This is a genomic window from Cellulomonas alba (assembly GCF_030362835.1).
Lineage (GTDB): Bacteria > Actinomycetota > Actinomycetes > Actinomycetales > Cellulomonadaceae > Cellulomonas > Cellulomonas alba.
On the sequence record NZ_JAUCGQ010000001.1, the window covers coordinates 1,528,164 to 1,550,845 of the forward strand.

At 74.6% G+C, this 22,682-nt stretch carries 20 protein-coding genes; 13 read left to right on the forward strand and 7 right to left on the reverse strand.

Annotated features, from left to right (window positions below; translation table 11 throughout):
* Positions 1-643: 643 nt before the first annotated feature.
* Positions 644-1,141 (reverse strand): MarR family winged helix-turn-helix transcriptional regulator, encoded by a 498-nt coding sequence (locus tag QRT04_RS06970; protein ID WP_289454438.1) that lies wholly within the window; start codon positions 1,139-1,141, stop codon positions 644-646.
* 29 nt (positions 1,142-1,170) lie between these two features.
* On the opposite strand from QRT04_RS06970, the gene QRT04_RS06975 reads away from it, so the two are divergent.
* On the forward strand, positions 1,171-1,404 hold the full coding sequence (locus QRT04_RS06975) for a hypothetical protein (RefSeq protein ID WP_289454440.1): 234 nt from the start codon (positions 1,171-1,173) through the stop codon (positions 1,402-1,404).
* Positions 1,405-1,489: 85 nt separating this feature from the next.
* Here QRT04_RS06975 and QRT04_RS06980 read toward each other — a convergent pair whose 3' ends face one another.
* On the reverse strand, positions 1,490-4,780 hold the full coding sequence (locus QRT04_RS06980) for a glycoside hydrolase family 48 protein (protein ID WP_289454442.1): 3,291 nt from the start codon (positions 4,778-4,780) through the stop codon (positions 1,490-1,492).
* 331 nt (positions 4,781-5,111) lie between these two features.
* Between QRT04_RS06980 and QRT04_RS06985 the strand changes: the two genes are divergently transcribed.
* The 8 genes from QRT04_RS06985 to QRT04_RS07020 all read left to right on the forward strand — a co-directional run bounded on the left by QRT04_RS06985 (position 5,112) and on the right by QRT04_RS07020 (position 10,702).
* Positions 5,112-5,381, forward strand: coding sequence for a hypothetical protein (locus tag QRT04_RS06985; protein ID WP_289454443.1), 270 nt, complete (start codon positions 5,112-5,114; stop codon positions 5,379-5,381).
* A gap of 17 nt (positions 5,382-5,398) precedes the next feature.
* Positions 5,399-5,950, forward strand: a complete 552-nt coding sequence (locus QRT04_RS06990) for a stage II sporulation protein M (RefSeq protein WP_289454444.1) — start codon at positions 5,399-5,401, stop codon at positions 5,948-5,950.
* Between the two features lie 101 nt (positions 5,951-6,051).
* Entirely contained in the window at positions 6,052-6,549 is a 498-nt protein-coding gene (locus QRT04_RS06995) for a hypothetical protein (RefSeq protein WP_289454445.1), read from the forward strand.
* A gap of 19 nt (positions 6,550-6,568) precedes the next feature.
* Entirely contained in the window at positions 6,569-6,946 is a 378-nt protein-coding gene (locus tag QRT04_RS07000) for a hypothetical protein (RefSeq protein WP_289454447.1), read from the forward strand.
* Positions 6,947-6,949: 3 nt separating this feature from the next.
* Positions 6,950-8,437 (forward strand): hypothetical protein, encoded by a 1,488-nt coding sequence (locus QRT04_RS07005; protein WP_289454448.1) that lies wholly within the window; start codon positions 6,950-6,952, stop codon positions 8,435-8,437.
* Positions 8,434-9,033 (forward strand): ABC transporter ATP-binding protein, encoded by a 600-nt coding sequence (locus QRT04_RS07010; protein WP_289454450.1) that lies wholly within the window; start codon positions 8,434-8,436, stop codon positions 9,031-9,033. Before QRT04_RS07005 ends, QRT04_RS07010 begins: the two co-directional genes overlap by 4 nt.
* Positions 9,030-9,914 carry an ABC transporter ATP-binding protein gene (locus QRT04_RS07015; RefSeq protein ID WP_289454453.1) on the forward strand — a complete coding sequence of 295 codons (885 nt, stop codon included), beginning with the start codon at positions 9,030-9,032 and terminating at the stop codon, positions 9,912-9,914. Before QRT04_RS07010 ends, QRT04_RS07015 begins: the two co-directional genes overlap by 4 nt.
* The gene (locus tag QRT04_RS07020; protein WP_289454455.1) at positions 9,911-10,702 is read left to right on the forward strand and encodes a hypothetical protein; all 792 of its coding nucleotides are present in this window, start codon (positions 9,911-9,913) and stop codon (positions 10,700-10,702) included. The genes QRT04_RS07015 and QRT04_RS07020 overlap by 4 nt, the downstream gene beginning before the upstream one ends.
* Positions 10,703-10,796: 94 nt before the next feature.
* Here the strand turns inward: QRT04_RS07020 and QRT04_RS07025 are convergent, their stop codons facing one another.
* Both QRT04_RS07025 and QRT04_RS07030 read right to left on the reverse strand, forming a co-directional pair.
* On the reverse strand, positions 10,797-11,849 hold the full coding sequence (locus QRT04_RS07025) for an aspartate-semialdehyde dehydrogenase (protein ID WP_289454456.1): 1,053 nt from the start codon (positions 11,847-11,849) through the stop codon (positions 10,797-10,799).
* A complete protein-coding gene (locus QRT04_RS07030) occupies positions 11,846-13,126 on the reverse strand; it encodes an aspartate kinase (protein WP_289454458.1) in 1,281 nt (426 codons plus the stop codon). Before QRT04_RS07030 ends, QRT04_RS07025 begins: the two co-directional genes overlap by 4 nt.
* Before the next feature lie 245 nt (positions 13,127-13,371).
* Between QRT04_RS07030 and QRT04_RS07035 the strand changes: the two genes are divergently transcribed.
* The 4 genes from QRT04_RS07035 to QRT04_RS07050 all read left to right on the forward strand — a co-directional run bounded on the left by QRT04_RS07035 (position 13,372) and on the right by QRT04_RS07050 (position 18,827).
* Positions 13,372-15,144, forward strand: coding sequence for an endonuclease/exonuclease/phosphatase family protein (locus QRT04_RS07035; RefSeq protein ID WP_289454461.1), 1,773 nt, complete (start codon positions 13,372-13,374; stop codon positions 15,142-15,144).
* A gap of 122 nt (positions 15,145-15,266) precedes the next feature.
* Positions 15,267-16,559, forward strand: coding sequence for a cellulose-binding domain-containing protein (locus QRT04_RS07040; RefSeq protein WP_289454463.1), 1,293 nt, complete (start codon positions 15,267-15,269; stop codon positions 16,557-16,559).
* Between the two features lie 175 nt (positions 16,560-16,734).
* Positions 16,735-17,730 (forward strand): ABC transporter ATP-binding protein, encoded by a 996-nt coding sequence (locus tag QRT04_RS07045; protein ID WP_289454464.1) that lies wholly within the window; start codon positions 16,735-16,737, stop codon positions 17,728-17,730.
* Entirely contained in the window at positions 17,727-18,827 is a 1,101-nt protein-coding gene (locus QRT04_RS07050) for an ABC transporter permease (protein ID WP_289454466.1), read from the forward strand. Before QRT04_RS07045 ends, QRT04_RS07050 begins: the two co-directional genes overlap by 4 nt.
* Before the next feature lie 67 nt (positions 18,828-18,894).
* Here the strand turns inward: QRT04_RS07050 and QRT04_RS07055 are convergent, their stop codons facing one another.
* From QRT04_RS07055 to QRT04_RS07065, 3 genes are all read right to left on the reverse strand, one after another.
* The gene (locus QRT04_RS07055; protein ID WP_289454468.1) at positions 18,895-19,461 is read right to left on the reverse strand and encodes a DUF5063 domain-containing protein; all 567 of its coding nucleotides are present in this window, start codon (positions 19,459-19,461) and stop codon (positions 18,895-18,897) included.
* A gap of 184 nt (positions 19,462-19,645) precedes the next feature.
* A complete protein-coding gene (gene recR, locus QRT04_RS07060) occupies positions 19,646-20,245 on the reverse strand; it encodes a recombination mediator RecR (RefSeq protein WP_289454470.1) in 600 nt (199 codons plus the stop codon).
* Between the two features lie 46 nt (positions 20,246-20,291).
* Positions 20,292-22,679, reverse strand: a complete 2,388-nt coding sequence (locus QRT04_RS07065) for a DNA polymerase III subunit gamma and tau (RefSeq protein ID WP_289454474.1) — start codon at positions 22,677-22,679, stop codon at positions 20,292-20,294.
* Positions 22,680-22,682 lie beyond the last annotated feature (3 nt).

Below are 22,682 nucleotides of genomic sequence, written 5' to 3' on the forward strand. Positions count from 1 at the left end.
GCCGTCCCGTCGGGGTGCCGGACGATCTCCGCCTGGCCGGTCCAGAAGGGCGCGAACGACTGCGGCGCCGCGAGCCGCTGGCCCGTGACGTCGTAGATGGCGAACACGTTGTTGACGGCCTCGATCACGCGGCCGTTGCCGACGCAGAGCCCCTGGTCGGGCGGCTCGACGGAGAACGAGTTCCCGTCGTTGGCCGTGCGCTGGTCCTTCATCGTCAGCCCGTCGATGCGGGTGCTGACGCCGGTGGCGCTCGTGACGGGCAGGCCCGCGAAGCGCGGCACGTCCTTGGCGGGCACATGGGACGGCTTGTTGGACCTGGGGGCGCTGACGTCGGGCGCGACCTCGTCCTCGCCCGGCTCGAACGGCCGGACCTCGGTGTTCGTGGCTGAGGCCGCGGACGTGGCGGTGAGGCCGACCCCGAGCGCCGGGGCGGCGATCACGGTGGCGGCGGCGAGCACGGCGGCGAACCGCCGGCGGCGGGAGAGCAACATCGGGGACTGGGGCATCCGGCACCTCTCGAATGAGGAACCGAGGGGTCGTTGCGGCCCCCCGTCGTCGGCCGGGCTGCTTCGGCCGACCACGACCGAAAGTAGACCTGGCCCGCGCGGGCAGCGACCGATGGGTCGGGCGAGGGGCCCGGGCCTCAGGCGCCGCCCGCCGGGGCGGGAGGCAGGGCGCGCACGGCGTCGGTCGCGCGCGTCGTCGCGTCGACCAGCACGTCCACCGCCCCGCGGATGCGCTCCACCTCGTCGAACGTCAGGCCGAGGCCCTCGACCATCGCGGCGGGGATGCCGACGGCGTGCTCGCGCATCGCCCGGCCCGCGTCCGTCAGGCTGATCGCGAGGAGTCGCTCGTCGGCCGCGCTCCGCCGGCGAGTCACGAGACCCATCGCCTCGAGCCGCTTGACGATCGGCGAGGTGGTGGGCGGCTCGAGGTGCAGCAGCCGCGCGAGGTCCTTGAGCGCGAGGTCGCCGTGCTGCCAGAGCGCGAGCATCGCCATGTACTGCGGATGCGTCAGCCCGAGCGGCTCGAGCAGCGGACGGTAGAAGCCGACGAGTGCGCGGGCGGCGGCCGCGACGGCCAGGCACAGCTGCGCCTCGACGGCGAGCGGGTCGAGCGTCTCGGGCACGGTCTCGCGCATGGGTCGATGGTAGATCCGACGAGCCTATGATGAGTGCCCTCACGAATAGGGGCCTCATCATGCGACTGGTCGACGCGTACGACGCGTTCAACGAGAAGGTCACGCTCTTCTTCCTGCGCTTCGTCGGACCGCCGTCGGTCGAGCGCACCGCGCGGCCGGTCGTCGTGACGGCCGAGGACCGCGCGCGCGACGCCGAGCTGCGCGGCGGGTTCGAGCGCGTCGTCGGACCGGACGGGCGGCCGTACCTCGTCGAGCGCGACTGACGGGCGGGGCAGCGAGAGGCCGCCGGCGAACGACGGAGAGCCGGCCCCGGGCGAACCCGGGACCGGCCCTCGTGCGTCAGCGGCGTCAGCCCACGGTGCAGGTCGCGCCGTTGAGCGTGAACGACGTCGGCGTCGCGTTCGAGCCGGAGTACGACCCGTTGAAGCCGATGTCGGTGCTGCCACCGACCGGGATCGACTTGTTCCAGTCCATCGCCGTCGCCGTCACCGCGGAGCCGGACTGCGACCACGTCGCGCTCCAGCCCTGCGTCACCTGCTGGTTGCCCGCGAACGAGAACTTGAGCGTCCACCCGTTGATCGCCGACGTCCCCGTGTTGGTGAGGTGCAGCTGCGCGGTGAAGCCCGTGTTCCAGTCGCTGTGGCCGTACGTGACCTTGCACGCGCCCGTGGAGGAGCCCGCCTTGGTCGTGACGGACAGCGCCGAGGAGGCGGCCGAGACGTTCCCGGCGACGTCCTTGGCGCGGACCGTGTACTGGTACGCCGTCGAGGCCGTGAGGCCCGAGTCGGTGTACGTGGTCGCCGCCGCACCGGTCGAGCCGACCTTGGCGCTGCCGCGGTACACGTCGTAGCCCGCGAGGCCCGAGCCGCCCGTGTCCGTCGAGCCGGTCCACGTCAGCGTCACCGAGGTGTCGGTGACCGTCGTGGCCGTCAGGCCCGAGGGGACGGAGGGCGCGGTGGTGTCCTGCGTCGGGCCGGACGTCGTCACCGAGAGCGCCGACGACGCCGCCGAGACGTTGCCCGCCACGTCACGGGCCCGGACGGTGTACGAGTACGCCGTCGAGGGGTTGAGGCCCGTGTCCGTGAACGACGTGGTGGTCGTCGAGCCGACCTTCGTCGTGCCGCGGTAGACGTCGTAGCCCGCGAGGCCCGAGCCGCCGGTCTCGTCGGTCGACGCCGTCCAGCTGATCGACACGCTGTCCTGGCCGACCGTGCCGGCCTTGAGACCCGTCGGCACCGAGGGAGCCGTCGTGTCGCCGGACGCCGCCTTCGTCGTCACCGACAGCGCCGACGAGGCCGACGAGACGTTGCCCGCCACGTCGCGCGCCCGCACCGTGTAGCTGTACGCCGTCGAGGCCGTCAGCCCGGTGTCGGTGAACGACGTGGTGGTCGGCGAGCCGACCTTCGTCGTACCCCGGTAGACGTCGTAGCCGGCGACGCCGGAGTCGGCGTCGGTCGACGCCGTCCAGCTGAGCGCCACCGAGTTCGACGTGACCGTCCCGGCCTGCAGGCCGGTCGGCGTGGTCGGCGCGGTGGTGTCGGTCGTCGTCGTGGTGCCGAACAGGCGTGCGTAGTCCGCAAGCGCGGCCGCGATGGCCGTCTGCGCCCAGAACCGGTGGTAGTTGAAGGTCGGCGCGGCGCCGCCCTTCAGGTAGGTGTCGACCTTCGAGAACGCCGGGTCGTTCTTGTAGAACGAGCGGATGTCCAGGAAGGAGACGCCCGGCTTGATGGCGTCGCCGTTCGGCATCGTGCCGGTCCAGCCGGACGGGATGTACGTGCCGTCGGAGCCGGCGCCGCTGTAGACGTCGTCGAACCGCCCGTAGTCGGTGCGGGTCTCGGTCGTCGACACGCCCTTGGTGTCCTGGTCCGAGGCCCAGATGGCGTCGAGCAGCGCCTTCGCCTTCGCCTGGACCGTCGTGTCCTTCGCCTTGGCCGCGTAGAACAGGAGCGCACGGGCCGTGTCACCCGCGACACCCACGTCCTGGCCGTAGCTCTTGACCGTCACGTGCAGGTTGGTGTTCGCCTTGGGCGACGTGGGGTTCCACGTCTCGGGCGCGCCGCTCCACGTGAGGTCGGACGGGATCTGCCAGTCGGTGCCGTTGATCTTGATGTTGGCGACCACCCACGGGACCCACTTGTCGAGCACGGCCTTCGCCTGCGCGTTGCCCGACGTGTTGTAGAGCTCCGCCACGCGCTGCATGCTCCACGCCTGCATGCCGAACCACTGGTTCGACGGCGGGTCGTGGTAGACCGGCGCCTCGACGTACGAGAGGCCGTAGAAGGTCGGCGTGCCCGAGGGCGGCGCCGAGTACGAGCCGTCCCAGCTGTTCGTCGCGCCACCGGCGATGCCCCCCTCGGACGACTGCAGCCACGTGTAGAACTCGAGCTGGCGCGTCAGTGACGTCGCCCAGTCGGTCTTGGCGGTCGGGGACTTCGGCGTCAGCGACGGGTCGGTCGACAACGCGTACGCCGCGAGCGGGTTCTGGTAGCCGAAGTGCGACGTCGACGAGCCGATGCGCCAGGCCCAGCCGGCGCTCGTGTCGAGCGCGCCGCCCCACGCGTAGTACCAGGACAGCAGGTAGTTCGAGCTGTCCTTGCCGCTGCCCGCGGGGCACGACTGCGACGTGCAGCCGGGCTGCTTGAAGTACTTGTCGTAGAACGAGTACCGCAGGTAGTCGCCGAGCTTCGCGGCCTTGGCCACGGTGCCGGCGATGTCGGCCTGCTTGCCCTGCGCGGTGGCCCACTGGTTCGCCCAGTAGACGGCCTCGATCGCGCGCGCGTCGGCGTCGGGCGCATCCGTGTACTTCCACTGCTTGGCGTACGACGAGTCACCCGTGAACAGGTCGAGGTAGCCGTTCTTGCCGCCGTACTTGAACTCGTCGCACGAGGGCTGCGGCACGGTCTCCCACACCGACTCCTGCGGGCCGCGCTGGAACGTGTTGATGAACGACGTGCCGGTCGCCGACGGGCCGAGCTCGCAGCCCGTGCCCGGCGTCGCGCCGAAGCCGTACTTGTTGTCGACGTCCGCGAGCCAGTGCATGGCGTAGATGTCCGACGTGCCGTACGTCGACTTCAGCTCGGCCGCGAGCGGGTCCTTGCCGACCGACACGCCGCTGTTGAGCTGCGACGGGTACTTGTCGGGGGTGTTGTACTCCGACGCGTACGTCGCGGGCTTGCTCGGGTCGTAGAACGAGTTGGTGGGCTGGTCCACGCTGGCCGGGATCATGTACTTCTCGAGCGTGTTCCACGCGGTGTTCAGCGTCGACCAGTCGCCCGTCACCTGGCCGTACAGCGCCTCGAGCCAGACGTAGTAGCTGTACGCCTCGGACGTGGTCTCGTGGCCGTAGTCGGGTGCCTCGACGATGAGCGTCTCGACCGAGTGGTACGGGATCCCCTGCGGCGAGAAGTAGCCGTTCGCCGGGTCGTGGATCTTGTTGTACATCGTGAGGAAGCGCTGCTTGTAGTCGTCGTCGCTCGTCGCCGCCGCCAGCGGGGCTGCGAGCTTGACGTTCGACGGCAGCGCCTGGATCAGCGACGGTGTCGCCGCCTGCGCGGACGTGACCCCGGCGACAGCCAGGAGCGACGCGGCGCCGAGGAGCGACAGCGCCGCCCTCGCCGTCCGTCGGTGTGGTGAGGACATGTGCGGGCCTTTCGCGGGTGGTGGGCCGCGCGACGATGCGCGTGCCGGTGCCGTGCCGGCGGCCGTGCCACCCTCGCCAGGCGCACAGGGGGCGTCCAGGCACCGAAACGGTTCACCACCGGCGCGCCCCTCGACACCGATTCCCGCGAGGATTAGTGCGCCAGGCATTTGAACGCGGGTCCATGTCATTCCGTGGACGTCCGCTTGGCGGCGCGGTTCGGATTGCGCAAGCATCGGCCCGCCGCGGGGGCACGGCAGCTCTTGTTCACCCGAGTTCCGCGGTGCACGAATATCGACAAGAAAGTTCAACGCACACGGAAAGAGGTGTCACATGAGCAATGTCTCACGTCGCGGTGTCCAGACCCTGGCGCTCGCCGCCGGTGGCCTCGGGCTGGTCGCCGCCAGCCTGAGCGTGATGTACATCGCGGGCCTGTTCGGCCTGTCGACGGCGTTCGCGAGCCAGATCGTCGCAGCGGTCAGCGTGGGCGGCTGGGTCCTGGCCGTCGTCATGGCCGCGATCTCCGGTGGCATCGCCGGCGTCGTCGTCGCCACCGCGCGCTGGGCCATCACCCAGTGGGGCAAGGCCGCGGCCGTCGCCTGACGTCCGAGCCGATCCCTATGACCGACACGGTCGTCGCCGGTGCCGCGACGTGGCGACGCGGCCTCGGCCGAGCGCTCGTCGCGGCGCCGGTGGTCGCCCTCGCCGGCGCCGCGCTCGGCTACGTGAGCCTGCGCGGCAGCCACGGCGGCACGGCTGCCGCGATCACGTCGAGCGCGACGTTCGGCGAGATCCTGGCGCGCAACGTCCCGGCCGCTCTCCTGCTGTTCTCCGGCGTCGCCACCGCGGCCAGCTCGACCGTCGTCGCGTTGCTGCTGCTCGGAGGGTACGTGGGCGCGACGTTCGCGACGGCCGCCACCGCGGTCGGCACGGCGAGCGCGTTCGGGTCGATCGCGTCCTACGCACCGATCGAGCTGGCCGGCCTCGTGGTGGCCGCGGTCGGGGGCCTGCTCCCGGCGGCGGCGGTCGCCGCTCGTCCCGAGCCCGTGCGCCGCCGAGACGCGTACGCCGCCGCACTCCCACCCAGCCTCGGCCTGCTGCTGCTGTCGATCGCGCTGCTCGTGGTCGCCGCGGCAGTCGAGGCCCTCGTCATCCACGGACGGACACCATGACCGACACGTCCACGCTCGCCGGCGCGCGCGTCCGCGAGACCGACGGCGCACCGCCGGCGCGCGACCCCGGCGCCGACCGCCCGCGGCCGACCGCACCTCTGATGTGGCGGGTCGCCTTCGCGCTGACCGGCGTGCTGCTCGCGGCGCGCACACCCGTCCTGCGGGGCTACGTGGACGACCTCCTCGCCGACCACCCCGGCGTTCTCGACGGCCTCGACGACCCGCACCTGCGGCGCCTCGCCGTGAACATCGGTCTCGGCCTGGCGGTCGCGACCAGCCTCGCGCTGCTCCTTCTCTATCAATCGCTCGCGCGAGCGCTGGAACGCCATGTCTTCACGCCGAGCATCGGCCGCCCGCGCATTCGCGTCGGATTGTTCTTCGTCATTTCTGTCGCGGTGACGCTGCCATTCCAGGCGGCGTGCGTCGTTCTTTCCCGGGTGACGCTGCGCACGAGCCCGTGGTATTACGTCGCGGTGCTCGTGCTCGCGGCGGGGGCGCCGTTGCTCTACCGCCGGCACTGGCGTGACGTCGGTGCCGGCCGCATCGCGGTGCTGTTCGCGGCGGCCACCGTCTTCGGCCTGCTGGCCACCCTCATCTAGGCCCGATCGGAGGCAAGTCGTGCTCTCGTCCCTCTACCGGAAGGCCCTCGCACCCGCCGCGGCGGTCGCGGGCGGCGTGCTCGTGCTCGTCGCGGTGCTGGTGCTCGTCGCCGACCACCTCGACGTGCCGGTCGCGGTGCCGCTCGCCCTCTGCGCCGTGGGGGTCGCGGCGGCCGTCGTGCTGGTCGGCCAGCGTCGGCGTGCCGTCTCGCTGGGCGCCGTCGTCACCGCCGTGCTCGGCCTCGTCGCGACGGCGGGGCTGTGGGGTGCCGTCCGCGCCACCGTGGCCGGGGGCGTGGCGGTCGTCCCGCTCGTGCTGTTCTTCGCGATCGCGGTCGTGGCGACGCTCGTGCGTGCCGAGGCCGCCGAGTCCGCGCGCACGTCGTCGATCGACTGAGCCGTGCACCTGGTTGTCGCGCAGTGGCGCGCGGGCGCGACGCTGCGCGCGTTCCTGCAGGTGGACGCGCTCGGCTGGGACGTCACGACCTCGTGGTTCCGCCGCTCGGCGCGTCTCGGCATGGTGGTCGGGCTCGTCTGCCTCGCCGGCGCGGCGACGTTCGCGGCGGACCTCGCGCGGTCCGTGGTCGACCCGGTGCCGCAGGGCCACCTCGTGCCGCTCGCCGTCGCCGGGGTCGGCTACCTGGTCGGGCTCGGGGTCTGCCGGGAGACGCTCACCCGGCGGCGGGACCTCGTCGCCCACCCCGCGCACGTCGACGTGTACCGCGCGGTCGACCTCAACGCCGTCACGGTGTTCGTGCTCTGGGTGGCCTGGCCGATCGTGCGCCGGTGGCTCGTGGTCCTCGTGGTCGCCGTGCCGTTCCTGCAGGAGTTCACGCCCGAGCTGCGCACCGAGGTCGATCCGCCGGCGCTCCTGCTCGGCGTCCTCGCGGCCGGCGCGTGCCTCGAGGTCGCCGTCGCCGCCGTGCTCGCCACGAGCGCGCGCACGTCGCGCACGGCCGTCGTGGTGGTGCTCCTCGCGGTCGGCGCCGTCGCGCTGGCCGGGCGCCGGGCTGCCGGCGTCGTCGACGGCACGGCGCTGGCGACGGCCCCGACGGCGTCGGCGGCGACGACGTCGCTCGTGCTCCGGCTCGCGACGTCGGTCGCGGTCGTGGCGAGCCTCGCGACGGTGGGCCACCGGCTGTGGGTGCTGGCTCTCGACGGCTTCCCGCTGCGCGACGAGGGTGCGGGGCCGCGACGGCCCCGGCGCCGCAGCGGCGCGCGCCGACCGGAGACGTGGTCCGTGGCCGCGACCGCGTCGGCGATGCTCGCCGGTCGACCGGGCCGGGTCCGCACGCGCATCCACGTCGGCCTCGTGCTCGCCCTGGTCGCCGCGCTCGGGCTCGCGCCCCTCGTGCGGCGGGTGCCGGGGCTGTCGCTGCACACCGCCGCCTTCTCGCTGACGTTCGTGGTCTCGCTCGCGCTCGTCGAGGTCGTGCTGTCGGCGGCCGGCCCGAACGCGCTCGCCGGCCAGCGCCGCATGACGTGGGAGCTCGGCGTGCCGCGCTGGTGGCTCGGCGCCAGCACGGTCGCGCTGGTCGCCGTCGACGTCGCGGCGGTCGGTGCCGGCGTCGCGCTCGTCGCCGGCCTCGTCGCGCCGCCCCTGGACGCCTCGCCGGTGCTCGTCTCGCTCGGGGTCGCGGGTGCCCTCGTGCTGGCCGACGTCGTGGTCCCGCCGCGGCGCGCGCCCGACGGCTCCGTCACCCCCTCCGTCTCCGGGGCGACGCTCGGCGTGATGCTCGCGGTCCCCGTGCTCGGCGTGCTCGCCGCCGGGCCTGCCGCCGTCCGGACCGCAGCCGCCGCGACGGTCGTCGCCGTCCTCCTGGGAGGAGGTGCCGCATGCGCGACGCGCGCCGTGACCACGATGTCGCACTCCGCCTCCGCGGCGTGACCGCCGGCTACGGGGAAGGGCCGGCCGTGCTCGAGGGGCTCGACCTCGAGCTGACCGGCACCGGCCTGGTGTGGCTCGTCGGCCCGAACGGACGCGGCAAGTCGACCTTCGTGGAGCTCGCGAGCGGCTACCTGCGACCCCGCGTGGGCACGGTCGACGTCTTCGGCGTCCCCGCGCACCTGCCGACCGCGCGCGACCGTCGCCGCGTGTGCCGCAGCCGCGTGGCGCTGTTCCCCCAGATGACGGTCCGCGACCACCTCGCGTTCGGCTCGCTCGCCCGCGCGGTACCACGCGACGACGCGCTCGCCCGCGCGGAGCGGCTCGGCCTGGGCCCGTGGCTGGACTCCCGCGCCGGCACGCTCTCGACCGGCACCGCGCGCAAGGCCTGGATCGCGCTGTGCACCGTGGGCGCCGCCGACCTGCTGCTGCTCGACGAGCCGTTCGACGGCCTCGACGCTGACTCGCGTGCCGCGCTCACGGAGGAGATCGCCACGTGGGCGCGCGACGCGCTCGTCCTGCTCGTCAGCCACACCGCCCCGACCGGCAGCGCTGCCGCGCGCCGGCTCTCGCTCGACCCCGAGGAGCTCCCCGCATGACGACCATCGACGTCCGCTCGGTCTCACGTCGCTACGGCGACGCGCTCGCCGTCGACGACGTGAGCTTCACGGTCCCGTCGGGCACCGTCACCGGGCTGCTCGGACCGAACGGGTCCGGCAAGTCCACGCTGCTGCGCCGCATCCTCGGGATCGATCCGGGGCAGGGAACGGCGCTGTTCGACGGCCGCCCGTACGTCGCGCTCGACGAGCCCGCCACCGTGGTGGGAGCCGTCCTCGACGCGAGTGGCATCCACCCCGGCCTCCGCGCGCGCCGGCACCTGCGGGCGGTCGCCGCCGCGCTGCGCGCGCCCGCGAGGCGCGTCGACGAGCTGCTCGCGCTCGTCGACCTGCCTCACGCCGGAGGAGTGCGCGCCCGGGCGCTCTCCCTCGGCATGCGGCAGCGCCTCGCGGTGGCGACCGCGCTCGTCGGGTCGCCGAGCGTCCTCGTGCTCGACGAGCCGACGAACGGGCTCGACCCGCACGGCGTCCGGTGGCTCGGGCGGTTCCTGCGCGGGTTCGCCGACAGCGGCGGCACGGTGCTCATGTCGTCCCACCTGCTCTCCGAGGTCGAGCACGTCGCGGACCGCGTCGAGGTCATCGCGCACGGTCGCCTCGTCGCCTCGGGGACCTGCGCCGAGATCGTGCGCTCCGTCGCCCCATCGGTCGTCGTCGCGCGCTCCACGGAACCAGGCGCCCTCCGTGACGCCCTCGTCGCCCGCGGCGCCGACGTCACGCGCGACGGCGACGAGCTGCGCGTCCGCGGCCTCGCGGTCGCCGACGTGGCGACAGTGGCGAAGACGGCACCGGGCCTCCTCCTGGCGCTCGGCACCGACGAGGGCTCCCTCGAGAGCGCGTACCTGACGATCGCGGGCGCCCGGTGAGCGGGCTGCGGTTCGAGCTCGTGCGCGCCGCGGGGCTGCGCTCGACGTGGCTGCTCGTGGGCCTCGGGCTCGGCGTGCACACGCTCGTGACGGGCGCCGTCGCGGCTTTCGTCGCGTACGGACCGGCGCCCGCCGGCGGGTACACCCCGGTCGACGTCGCGCGGCTCGTCGTCTCCGGGCCGCCGTTCCTGCCGCTCGCCGCGGCGATCCTCGGTGCCGTGCTCGGGGGGATGGACCACCGCCACCGGCTCCTCGAGCTCTCGCTGCTCGTGACGCCACGACGCGGGCGGCTGCTCGCCGGCAAGGCGGCGCTCGTCACGCTCGCGGCGGCGGCCCTCGCGGTGGCCGGCGTCCTGGCAGCCTGCGCCCTGCTCGCGGCGACCGGCCTCCCGCTCGGCGGCGTCCGGGCCGACCTCGTGCTCGGCCAGGTGGCGCGCGTGCTCGCCTGGGGCCTGGGCGCGCTGATGCTGGCGCTCGCGCTGCGCTCCCAGACCGCCGCCGTGGTCGCGGTGGTCGCGGGCGCCTTCCTCGTCGAGCCGGCGGTCCGGGCTGCCACCACGGCGGCGCCGCGGGGCTGGTGGACGCACGTGCCGGACCATCTGGTGTTCGCGAGCTTCGACGGCCTCGTGCCGACCGCCACGGGGGGCGTGTTCACCAGTGCGGCGCGCCCGGGGCCGGCGAGCGCCGCGCTCGTCACCTGCGCGGCGCTCGGCCTGCTGACGTGGGGCGCGTGGCGCTCGCTGCGCGGTGGCGGTGCCCGCGGGCGCGGGGGCGCGGCGGTGGCGTAGCCACGGGGGCGCGGCCGGTGGGCACAGCCGCGGGGCGCGGCCGGTTGGCACAGCCGCGGGGCGCGGCGGGTGCCGTAGCCGCGCCCCTGCGGCGTCAGGCCGTGACGAGACGCTTCGCCGCGAGCAGCTCCGCGATCTGCACCGCGTTCAGCGCGGCACCCTTGCGCAGGTTGTCGTTGCTGACGAACAACGCCAGGCCGCGGCCCTCGGGCGCGCCCTCGTCCTGCCGGATCCGGCCGACGAACGACGGGTCCTGGCCCGCGGCGCCGAGCGGCGTCGGGACGTCGGCGACCTGCACGCCCGGTGCGTCCGCGAGCAGCTCGTACGCGCGCTGCGGCGTGATCGGCCGCTCGAACTCCGCGTTGATCGACAGCGAGTGGCCCGTGAACACCGGGACGCGCACGCACGTGCCGCTGACCAGCAGGTCCGGGATCGAGAGGATCTTGCGCGACTCGTGCCGCAGCTTCTGCTCCTCGTCGGTCTCGAGCAGGCCGTCGTCGACGATCGAGCCCGCGAGCGGGATGACGTCGAACGCGATCGGCGCGACGTACTTGACGGGCTCGGGGAACCGGACCGCGCTCCCGTCCTGGACCAGCGCGAGCGTGTCCTGCTCGACCGCGGCGCGGATCTGGCCGTCGAGCTCGCGGGCACCCGCGAGGCCCGAGCCCGACACCGCCTGGTACGTCGAGACGACGAGCCGGCGCAGGCCCGCCTCCTCGTGCAGCACCTTGAGGACCGGCATCGCGGCCATCGTCGTGCAGTTCGGGTTCGCGACGATGCCGACCGGGATCTCGTCGAGCGCGTCCGGGTTCACCTCGGAGACGACGAGCGGCACCTGCGGGTCGCGACGCCACGCGGACGAGTTGTCGACGACGATCGCGCCGGCGGCGGCGAACCGCGGCGCATGCTCCTTCGAGGTGCCGCCGCCCGCCGAGAACAGCGCGAGGTCGATGCCGCTCAGGTCCGCCGTCGCGACGTCCTCGACCACGACGTCCTCGCCGCGCCACGGCAGCGTCGAGCCCGCCGAGCGCGCGCTCGCGAAGTACCGGATCGAGGCGACCGGGAAGTCGCGCTCCTCGAGCAGCCGGCGCATGACGCCGCCCACCTGGCCGGTCGCACCGACCACTGCAACGTTCAGCCCGCTCATCGTCCGGTCCCTCCGTAGACCACGGCCTCGTCCTGCTCGGAGTCGAGGTCGAACGCGGTGTGCACCGCGCGCACGGCGTCGTCCAGGTCGTCCGCGCGCGTGACGACGGAGATGCGGATCTCCGACGTCGAGATCATCTCGATGTTGATCCCCGCGTTCGCGAGCGCCGCGAACAGCTGCGCCGAGACGCCGGGGTGCGACTTCATGCCCGCACCGATGAGCGAGAGCTTGCCGATCGTGTCGTCGTACTGCAGCGACGCGTAGCCGATCTCCGGCTGACGCTCGGTCAGCGTGGCCATCGCGGCGGTGCCGTCGGACGCCGGGAGCGTGAACGAGATGTCCGTCAGGCCCGTCGCCGCCGCCGACACGTTCTGCACGATCATGTCGATGTTGACACCCGCGCCGGCCACGACCTCGAAGATGCGCGCGGCCTTGCCAGGCACGTCCGGGACGCCGACGATCGTGATCTTGGCCTCCGAGCGGTCGTGCGCGACGCCCGCGATGATCGGCTGTTCCATGACGTCGCCCTTCTCGTCGATGCCCTTCTCGTCCGTGACGAGGGTGCCGGTGTGGTTGGAGAACGACGAGCGCACGTGGATCGGCACGTTGAAGCGCCGCCCGTACTCCACGCAGCGCAGCACGAGCACCTTGGCCCCGCTCGCCGCCATCTCGAGCATCTCGTCGTAGCTGATGCGGTCGACCTTGCGCGCGCTGGGCGCGACCCGCGGGTCGGCCGTGAACACGCCGTCGACGTCGGTGTAGATCTCGCAGACGTCGGCGCCGAGGCCCGCCGCGAGCGCGACGGCCGTCGTGTCCGAGCCGCCGCGGCCGAGCGTCGTCACGTCGTTCGTGTCCTGCGTGACGCCCTGAAAGCCCGCGACGATCGCGACCTGGCCGCGCTCGATCGTCTCGCGGACGCGGCTCGGCACCACGTCGACGATGCGGGCCTTGCCGTGCACCGCGTCGGTGATGACGCCCGCCTGCTGGCCCGTGAACGACTTGGCCTTGACGCCGAGGTTGTTCACCGCCATCGCGAGCAGCGACATCGAGATGCGCTCGCCGGCCGTGAGGAGGATGTCCATCTCGCGCTGCGGCGGCAGGGGGCTCACCTGCTGGGCGAGGTCGATGAGGTCGTCCGTGGTGTCCCCCATCGCCGAGACGACGACCACGATGTCGTCCCCGGCGCGCTTGGCCGCGGCGATCCGCTTGGCCACGCGCTTGATGCTGTCGGCGTCCGCCACGGACGAGCCGCCGTATTTCTGCACGACGAGTGCCACGTCTTGCTCCATCTGTCGCCGGCCTCCGTCTGTCTCAACGGCCCGCCGGGTGGGATTGGTCGCGGCGATGGTAGGCGCGTCGGCTGCCCGCCCGCCAACCCGATCACGATGCGAGCACGACCGCGGGCCGACGGCGTGTCGCCGCACGATCCACAGGCGGGTGGCCTGAACTCCGGGGCCTCGCGTGCCGATGACAGTCCGGACCCACCCCGGGGCGGCACCACGCCCCCGACACCGGAACCTCGATGCGCCACCGTCACCGCCACCGCCTCCGGCGCCTCGCGCCCGTCACCCCCCTCGTCGTCATCGGCCTCGCCGTGGCCTCGTTCACCGCCTCCCAGGCCTTCGCGCAGGAGCCGCGCATCGAGCCCGTCGGTCCCGTCGCGGTCAGCTCGGTCGGCTGGCGGTCGTTCCACGTCGACTGGGCGCGACCCGAGGGCGCGGCGAGCACCCGCATCGCCGTCGCGACCGACCCGCTGATGCGGCACGTCGTCTGGAGCGAGCGCAGCGCCGCCGCGCGTCCGCACGCGTACGTCGACCGCGGGCTGACGGAGGGCACCGAGTACTTCCTCCAGGTGACGCCGTCGAACGGGAAGCGCGTCGGCGACCCGACCCCGGTGCGCGAGCTCCGGACCGGCTGGCGGCTGCCGGGCTACCTCGACGCGGTGCACGTCGGCCAGGTCGGCACGGGCGGGTTCTCGCTCTCGTGGGCCAGGCCCACCGACGCGAGCTCGTACCGCGTCGTGGCCTCGGCGCACCCGGACCTGTCGCAGCCGTTCCTGGACGACGTGGTGTGGGAGACGTCGACGCGCGTCGCCGCGCCGCGCGACGGCGCCCGGTACTACGTCAGCGTGCTCCCGCTCCGCGGCAGCCACGAGAGCGCGCCGACCACCGCGAGCGTCACGCTGCCCGTCAAGCACGTGGCCGCCGTCCGGGCGCCGGTCGCGCAGCCGCGGTCCGACGGCACGTTCGACGTCCGCTGGCCCCAGGTCGCGAACGCGACGGGCTACACCGTGTCGCTGGCGAGCTCGCAGCACGGCCGGGCCGTCTGGACGTCGAAGCCGACCGCCGCCGCGTCGATGCGCACCCCGGCCGGCGTCGCCCGGTCGCTCCGGGGCATCGTCTGGGTGCGCGTCACCGCCAGCCGGTTCGGCCGCGTGCCGCGGACGTCGGGCTCGGTGGCCACCGCGCGCGTCCAGGGTGCCGTCACGGGCCGTCCGCGGCTGACGATCAAGGTCGCGTCGTACAACCTGCTCGGCCCGCAGTACCGGGCGCACGGCGGCGAGAGCTGGCGGACGCGGTTCGCGGCCGAGGGCAGGGCGTTGCGCGGCTTCGACGTGGCGGGCGTCCAGGAGGCGCCGCGGACCTTCCACGGAGGGTCTCCCCAGCAGGTCGTCGCGCGCCATGCCCGTCTGACGATCGCGCGGCACCCGTCGAGCCACCGCGACTGCGCGGCCGGCAGCACGCCGATCCTGTACCGCGCGTCGCGCTTCCAGCTGACGGCCTGCGGCTCGACCCGCGTCTCGGACACGCGGCGCGACCAGCCGCGGTACGTGACGTGGGCCGTGCTGCGCGACAAGGCGACGCACCGCTCGGTGCTCGTCGCGGACACGCACCTGACGGCGCACCTGGAGGGCGCGGGCTCGCGCGCGGCGGCGGCCGAGCGGCTGCGGCAGGCCCGCCGGGTCGCCGCGGTGATCCGCCGCCACAACCCGCACCACCTGCCCGTCGTGCTGGTCGGCGACCTCAACAGCTACCTCGGCAGCGCCCCGGCGACGCCCGTCGGCGTCTTCGCGCAGGCCGGCCTCGCGGACGGCGAGCTCACCGCGGACCGGCTCGTGGGCACGCGGTGGAACTCGTACCACGGGTTCCACGCGACGAAGGCGCGCGGCCACCACCTCGACCATGTGCTGACGTCGAGCGGCACGCGGGTCGTGAGCCTCGAGGTACGCCGGACGAACGAGCGGCACGCGCCGTCGGACCACCACCGGGTGTCGGCGGTCATCGCGATCGGGTGATCGGGCGAGCGCGCCGCCGAACCGTTTGGGCGGGTTCCGCGCCGCGTCGGCCGGCTGGTGCCGTGGGGTGCTGAGAGCACCGACTGCGCGCGCCGTCGCGCCGCGCGACCCCGGGAGGACCCATGCCCCGCACCGACCACGCCCTGCCCGGACGGACGCGCCTCGCCGTTCGCCCGCGGACGCGGCGGCCGCGGCTGCCGCGGCTGCCCGGCGTCGCGCTCACCGTCGCGGCGGTCGCGCTCGGCACAGGAGTCGCCGGGCTCGCGGGCGAGGCGGCGGCGAGCGCGGCGTCGCCCGCGTGCCAGGTGAGCTGGCGGACGAGCTCGTGGCCGGGCGGCTTCACCGCCGACGTGGCGGTCACGTCGGCGAGCACGGTGCACGGCTGGACGCTCGCCTGGACGTGGCCCGCCGGGCAGCACGCGACGCAGTCGTGGAGCTCGACCGTCACCGAGTCCGGGCCGACGGCCACCGCGACGAGCGCCGCCTGGAACGCCGACATCCCCGCAGGCGGGAGCGTCAGCTTCGGGTTCCAGGGCACGTGGTCGGGGTCGAACCCCGCGCCCGCGGCGTTCACGCTGAACGGCGTGGCCTGCGGCGGCGGCTCGGGCACGCCGACGTCGCCGAGCCAGACCCCCACGGTCACGGCCACGCCGACCCCGACCGTCACACCCACCCCGACGCCGACCCCGACGTCCACCCCGACATCCACCCCCACCACCCCGCCCGCGACCGGCTGCGGCGGCGCGGCCTTCTGCGACGGCCTCGAGTCACAGACCGGCACGACCCCGAGCGGCCCGTGGACCGTCGTGACGCCCGACTGCTCGGGCGCGGGCCGCGCGAGCATCGACTCCTCCGTCGCGCACGGCGGCTCGCGGTCGCTGCGCGTCGACGGTGCCGCCGGGTACTGCAACCACCTGTTCGTCCAGGCGCAGGCGCCGGTGAGCAGCGTGTCGCCGGTGTTCGTGCGGTTCTGGGTCCGGCACTCGACCGCGCAGCCGACGTCGCACACGACGTTCCTCGCGATGAACGACGCCGCCGACGGCGACCGCGACCTGCGCATGGGCGGCCAGAACGGCGCGCTCCAGTGGAACCGCGAGTCCGACGACGCGACGCTGCCCGCCCAGAGCCCCGTCGGCGTCGCGCAGAGCACCCCTCTGCCGACGGGGACGTGGCACTGCGTCGAGGCCGAGGTCGACGGGTCGGCGGGCGCCCTGACCACGTGGCTCGACGGATCGGTCGTCCGCGGGCTCGTCGCGGACCGGACGCCGACCGCCGACGTCGACAGCCAGTGGGACAACCGCACGTGGACGCCGCGACTCACCGACCTCCGGCTCGGCTGGGAGTCGTACGGCGAGGGTGCCGACACCCTCTGGTTCGACGACGTCGCGGTGAGCGCGCAGCGGGTCGGCTGCTGACGCGCGGCCGCCGAGACGGGCGCGCTGCGGTCGCCGTGCCGCCGGGCGCGCCCGCGGCGAGCGCCCTCGCACGCGCGAGCCGATGGGCTCTCCGCCGCGAGGACCGCACGCGACACCCGGCACTCATCCCCCGGGCTGACGACACCGCCTGCGTCGAGCGCCTACCGTCGCGGGCATGACGACGCAGGACGCGGCCGCGGAGGCCGCCGGCAGCGGGACGACGACCGACGACGGCATCGTGGTGCGGGGCGTGACGCGCGCGTTCGGCGCGGTGCAGGCTCTCGCGGGCGTGGACCTCGAGGCGAGGCCGGGCGCGGTGACGGCGCTCGTCGGCCCGAACGGCTCGGGCAAGACGACGCTGCTGCTCGTCCTCGCGGGGCTGCTGACGCCCGACGGCGGCGAGGTCAGCGTCGCCGGCCACGACCCGGTGACGGCCGGCCCGGCCGCGCGGGCGCGCACCGGCTGGATGCCCGACGCGTTCGGCACGTGGGACTCGCTGACCGCGCGCGAGGTGCTGACCACGTTCGCCGACGCGTACCGCCTGGACCGGGCGCCGTCGCGACGCCGCATCGACGAGCTGCTCGCCACCGTGCACCTCACCGAGTACGCCGACCGGCCCGCGAGCGTCCTGTCGCGCGGCCAGAAGCAGCGCCTGGGCCTCGCGCGCGCGCTCGTCCACGACCCGCAGGTGCTGCTGCTCGACGAGCCCGCCTCCGGTCTCGACCCGCGCTCGCGCGTCGACCTGCGCCAGCTCCTGCGCCGCCTCGCCGACGAGGGCCGCACCGTGCTCGTGTCGAGCCACGTCCTCACCGAGCTCGAGGAGATGTCCGACGACGCCGTGTTCCTGTCGCGCGGTCGGACCGTCGTGCCGGACACCTCGCACGGCGTCACGAGCCCCGGCGACGGACGCCGCACGTTCCACGTCCGCGCACTGTCGCTGCCCGCGCTGACGGCGTGGCTCGACGCGGCCGGCGCCGCCTGGCGACCCGACGAGCCCTGGACCGCGCCAACCACCGGACCGGGCGGCGTGCTGGTCGAGGTGAACGGCGACGAGGGCGCTGCCGCGCTCATCCGCGACGCGGTCGCGGGAGGCGTGCCGCTCGTGTCGGCGGCGCCGGCGGCGGGCGCGCTCGAACGCGCCTACCTGACGCTCGAGGAGGAGCGGCGATGACGACGGTCGAGCTCGACGAGCACCCGGTGGCGGTCCCCCCGGCCCACCCGGGTCACTGGCACGTCACGTGGCACGGCGTTCGGACGGTCGCGGCGCTCGAGCTGCGCCAGCGCGTGCGGTCGACGCGCTGGGTGGTCGCGCTCGTCGCGTGGTTCGTCGTGGTGGGCGGCCTGACGCTGCTCATCTCGGGCGCGCTCTCGGCGGTGGACGACGGCGCCGACCGCCAGCGTGGTGCGCTGCTCTTCGCTGCCGTGACGTTCCTGGTGCTGGGCCTCGGCCTGCTCGTGACGCCGACGCTGGCCTCGACGTCGATCAACGGCGACCGCGCGGCCGGCACCCTCGCGACGCTGCAGGTCACGCTCCTGACCCCCGCCGAGATCGCGCTCGGCAAGGTGCTCGCCGCCTGGACCGCGTCCTGCGCGTTCCTGCTGGCGAGCGTGCCGTTCCTGGGGTTCGCCGCGGCCGTCGGACCGACGCCGTGGTGGTCCGTGCTCCGGGTGGTGGTGCTCGTCGCGGTGCTGCTCGCGGCGGTCTGCGGCATGGGCCTCGGGTTCTCCGCGCTGGTCGCGCGGCCCGCCGGCTCGACCGTGCTGACGTTCGTCACGGTGGCGGCGCTCGTGCTCGGCACTCCCCTGCTGTTCGGCGTCACCTACCCGTCCGTCGAGCAGACCGAGTCGGTCCAGGTCCGCGTCCAGCGCACCGACGACGTGACCGGCAACCCGACGACGTGCGAGCTGACGACGCAGCAGCGCTCCGTCGCGCACACCGAGCGCACGTGGTGGCTGCTCGCGCTGAACCCGTTCGTCGTGATGGCGGACGGCGCCGGGACGTCGAGCTCGCTGGACCAGGCCGAGGCCCGCAACGACCCGCTCGGCGTGCTGCGCGAGGGCGTCCGCCTGGCGCGCACCGGGGCGTCCGCCACGATCGACGAGTGCTGGGGCGTCGACGGCGGCCGGGTCGAGCCGACCGCGGACGCGCCGATCTGGCCGTGGGGCCTGGGCGTCAACCTGCTGCTCGGGGCCGCCGGGTTCGTGGTCGCGGTGCGGCGGCTGTCGCTGCCGCAGGGGAAGCTCGCGCGGGGCACCCGGGTGGCGTGAGCGGCCGCGGGCCGGACTCGCGAGCTGCGCGCGGGCCGGGCGCGGGGCGGCCCGGCCGGACGTCCCGTCAGGGCTGCAGCGCGTCGTACTCCGCCTCGGCGGCCACGTCGTCGGCGACGTCCAGCCGCAGGTGGGCGAGCATCGTCTGCAGCGTGCGCAGGACGCTCGCCGCGCGCTCGCCCCAGTCGGACAGGTAGGAGAACTGCCACCACCACAGCGCCTCGGTCGTGCGCCCCGCGGCGTAGTGCCGCAGGCCCTGCGCGAGCGCACCGGCGATCGCGACGAGGTCACCCGAGATCGTCGACTGCTCGACCTCGACGCCGAGCATCGGATCGACCACCTCGGAGTACTCGTCGACGCCGTCGAAGACGTTGGCGAGGTTCGCGCGCAGCGGGTCGACGTCCGGGTCGGGACCCGCGTCGGGCTCGAACCGCTCGGCCGGGACGACGTCCGTCGTCGCACCGAGGCGGGCTCCCGCGGCGAGCACGTCCGAGACGGCGAGCAGCGCCAGCGGCAGCGCCGCCTCCGGGTTCGTGCCCGCTGCCACCTCGGTGACCGTGGTCAGGAACGCGCGGGCCTCGTCGGACACCGCACGGGCGAGCTCCAGCAGGTCGACGTCGACGGCGTCAGCCATGGTCGCCTCCTCGTCGGTCGGGCCGGGCAGCCGGCGCGTGATTCGTTGGTCCCCAGACTGCTGGACGCGGCGGGCCGCGTCATCCCGGCGGCGCGTCGCGCCCGGCGTGTCGAGCGGCGACGGGCCCGGTCGGCGGTCGCCGGTGTGTGCCCGTGCGCACGGGCAGCGGAGCCGGCCACCGCCCTCAGGCGCTGATCCGCCGGCGGCCCTCGAACGCGCGGCCGAGCGTGACCTCGTCGGCGTACTCGAGGTCGCCGCCGACGGGGAGCCCGCTCGCGAGCCGGCTCACCGTCAGGCCCATCGGGACGAGCAGCCGCGCGAGGTAGGTGGCGGTCGCCTCACCCTCGACGTTCGGGTCGGTGGCGAGGATGACCTCGGTGACCGTGCCGTCCGCGAGCCGGCTCATGAGCTGCGCGATCCGCAGGTCGTCGGGCCCGACGCCCGCGATCGGGTTGATGGCCCCGCCGAGCACGTGGTACTTGCCGCGGAACTCGCGCGTGCGCTCGATCGCGACGACGTCCTTCGGCTCCTCGACGACGCAGATGGTCGTGGGCGAGCGGCGCGGGTCGCGGCAGATCCGGCACTGCTCCTCCTGCGCGACGTTGCCGCAGATCTCGCAGAACCTCACGCGGGCCTTGACCTCGATGAGCGCGTCCGCGAGGCGCCGCACGTCGGCCGGGTCGGCCGCGAGCAGGTGGAAAGCGATGCGCTGGGCGCTCTTCGGACCGACGCCGGGCAGCCGCCCGAGCTCGTCGATCAGGTCCTGGACCGCGCCCTCGTACACGGGTTCAGCCTACGTGCGCGGGCCGCGTGCTCGGCCGCGCGGCGCGCTAGGGCCGGGGCTCGTCCAGCTGCTCGTCGATGACGGTCCCGCCGAGCATCTGCGCGATCAGCGGGGCGCCGACGAGGCCGGACGACGTGATGTCCGGATCGTCGGGCGACGGTTCGTCGTCCTCGTACCGGGCCGTCGCCTTCTCGGCCGCCGCCGAGGCGCGAGCCGCGGCCACGGCACGCTCGCGCGCGCTCGGCGCACGAGGCGGCTCGGCCGGGTCGCCGACGGGCTCGCCGCCGGGGAACGTCGGCTCCGACGCGTCCGCGCCAGGGTCGGGCGGCTCGGGCTCGTCCCACGGCACGTCGTCCTCGGCGGCCGCGCTCGCGGCCGGTCGACCGCCGGGCGCGCGGCCGGAGGACGCCGTCGACGCCGGTCGTGGCGCGGCCGCACCGGGGGTTTCCGTCCCCGGACGACCCGCTGCCTCGCCGCCCGACGGGCGCGGCGCCGCCACCGGGGCGTCGCCGACCACGGGCTCGACGCGGACGTCGAACCCGAGCGTCTCGCGCACGGCGCGCGAGACGACGTCGCTGTGACCGCCGTTGCGGAACGTCGCCGCAAGGTTCGCGTTGCCGAACGCGAGGCGCAGTGTGGTCGCGTCGAGCTCGGCGACCTGCGCGTTGTCGGGGCCGACGAGCGCCCACGTGACACGGCGCAGGCCCTTGACCGTCTCGAGCACCTCGGGCCAGCGCCGGCGCAGCACCTCGGTCTGCCCACCCGCGGCGGGCACGGCGACGGGAGCCGTCACCGGCACGTCGGGCTCGACGTCGTCGACGGGTGCACCGGCCGGTGCGGCGCCGGCGGCCACTGCCGGCGCGACCGCGGCCGGCTCGACCACTGCGGACCCGGCCACGAAGCCGGAACCCGGCGCTGCATCGCCGTCGATCGCGGACCCGATCTCGGCGTCGGCGTCCCCGTCGATGCCATCCGTGTCGGCGCCATCCGTGCCGGCGCCGCCGTCCGTGTCGGTGCCATCCGTGTCGGCGCCGGCGTCCGTGTCGGCATCGCCAGCGACGTCCGCGTCGGCGCCACGCTCAGCGTCGGCGTCCGTGCCGGCAGGGACGACGGGCACGGGCAGCGGTGCCGACGCTCGCTCGGCCGCGGCCGCAGCGAGCGCAGCGCGCGCCTGCGCGGCGCTCGCGCCCGACGGCTCGGACGCCGCAGACGACCCTCCGCGGAGCGCCTCGTCGGCCTCGGCCGTCGCAGCACCCGCGCCGGCGGGCACCCCGCGCTCGAGCCGGTCGAGCCGCGCACCGAGACCCGAGCGCGAGTCGTCGGCCGCAGGCAGCAGCAGCCGCGCCATGAGCAGCTCGAGGTGCAGCCGCGGGGACGTGGCGCCCGTCATCTCCGTCAGCGCGGCGTTCGCGAGGTCGGCGGAGCGCGAGAGCTCCGACGCCCCCAGGTGCCGCGCCTGCTGGCGCATCCGCTCGAGCTGGTCGGCGGGCACGTGCCGGAGCACCGCGTCGGCGGCGTCGCCCGACGCCGAGATGACGATCAGGTCGCGCAGCCGCTCGAGCAGGTCCTCGACGAACCGCCGCGGCTCGTGACCCGTGGAGATGACGCGCTCGACGACCCGGAACGCCGCCGCACCGTCGCGCGCCGCGACGGCCTCGACGAGGTCGTCGAGCAGCGACGCCTGCGTGTAGCCGAGCAGCGCCGCGGCGCCCTCGTAGTGGATCCCGTCGTCGCCCGCGCCCGCGATCAGCTGGTCGAGCACCGACAGCGTGTCCCGGACCGAGCCGCCGCCCGCACGGACCACGAGCGGCAGCACGCCCGAGCCGACCTGCACGCCCTCGGTGGCGCAGAGCTGCTCGAGGTACGGCACGAGCACGTCGGGCGGCACGAGCCGGAACGGGTAGTGGTGCGTGCGCGACCGGATGGTGCCGATGACCTTGTCCGGCTCCGTCGTCGCGAAGATGAACTTCACGTGCGGCGGCGGCTCCTCGACGATCTTGAGGAGCGCGTTGAAGCCCTGGTTCGACACCATGTGGGCCTCGTCGAGGATGAAGACCTTGAACCGGTCGCGTGCGGGCGCGAACGTGGCACGCTCCCGCAGCTCGCGCGCGTCGTCGACGCCGCCGTGGCTGGCCGCGTCGATCTCGACGACGTCGAGCGAGCCGGGGCCGCCGCGCGCGAGCTCGACGCACGACTCGCACTCGCCGCAGGGGGTGTCGGTCGGCGACGCCTCGGTGTTCCGCGCGCAGTTGAGGATCCGCGCGAGGATCCGCGCGCTGGTCGTCTTGCCGCACCCGCGCGGGCCCGAGAAGAGGTACGCGTGGTTGACCTGGCCGCTGCGCAGCGCCTGCCGCAGCGGTGCGGTGACGTGGTCCTGACCGATCACCTCGGCGAACGTCTCCGGCCGGTAGCGGCGGTAGAGGGCTGTCGTCACGCG

What these genes read in the sequence shown, in the direction of transcription:
- QRT04_RS06970 (WP_289454438.1), bottom strand. Translation starts at nt 1,141, where the DNA reads ATGCGCGAGACCGTGCCCGAGACGCTCGACCCGCTCGCCGTCGAGGCG.
- QRT04_RS06975 (WP_289454440.1), top strand. Translation starts at nt 1,171, where the DNA reads ATGAGTGCCCTCACGAATAGGGGCCTCATCATGCGACTGGTCGACGCG.
- QRT04_RS06980 (WP_289454442.1), bottom strand. Translation starts at nt 4,780, where the DNA reads ATGTCCTCACCACACCGACGGACGGCGAGGGCGGCGCTGTCGCTCCTC.
- QRT04_RS06985 (WP_289454443.1), top strand. Translation starts at nt 5,112, where the DNA reads ATGAGCAATGTCTCACGTCGCGGTGTCCAGACCCTGGCGCTCGCCGCC.
- QRT04_RS06990 (WP_289454444.1), top strand. Translation starts at nt 5,399, where the DNA reads ATGACCGACACGGTCGTCGCCGGTGCCGCGACGTGGCGACGCGGCCTC.
- QRT04_RS06995 (WP_289454445.1), top strand. Translation starts at nt 6,052, where the DNA reads ATGTGGCGGGTCGCCTTCGCGCTGACCGGCGTGCTGCTCGCGGCGCGC.
- QRT04_RS07015 (WP_289454453.1), top strand. Translation starts at nt 9,030, where the DNA reads ATGACGACCATCGACGTCCGCTCGGTCTCACGTCGCTACGGCGACGCG.
- QRT04_RS07025 (WP_289454456.1), bottom strand. Translation starts at nt 11,849, where the DNA reads ATGAGCGGGCTGAACGTTGCAGTGGTCGGTGCGACCGGCCAGGTGGGC.
- QRT04_RS07035 (WP_289454461.1), top strand. Translation starts at nt 13,372, where the DNA reads ATGCGCCACCGTCACCGCCACCGCCTCCGGCGCCTCGCGCCCGTCACC.
- QRT04_RS07040 (WP_289454463.1), top strand. Translation starts at nt 15,267, where the DNA reads ATGCCCCGCACCGACCACGCCCTGCCCGGACGGACGCGCCTCGCCGTT.
- QRT04_RS07045 (WP_289454464.1), top strand. Translation starts at nt 16,735, where the DNA reads ATGACGACGCAGGACGCGGCCGCGGAGGCCGCCGGCAGCGGGACGACG.
- QRT04_RS07050 (WP_289454466.1), top strand. Translation starts at nt 17,727, where the DNA reads ATGACGACGGTCGAGCTCGACGAGCACCCGGTGGCGGTCCCCCCGGCC.
- QRT04_RS07055 (WP_289454468.1), bottom strand. Translation starts at nt 19,461, where the DNA reads ATGGCTGACGCCGTCGACGTCGACCTGCTGGAGCTCGCCCGTGCGGTG.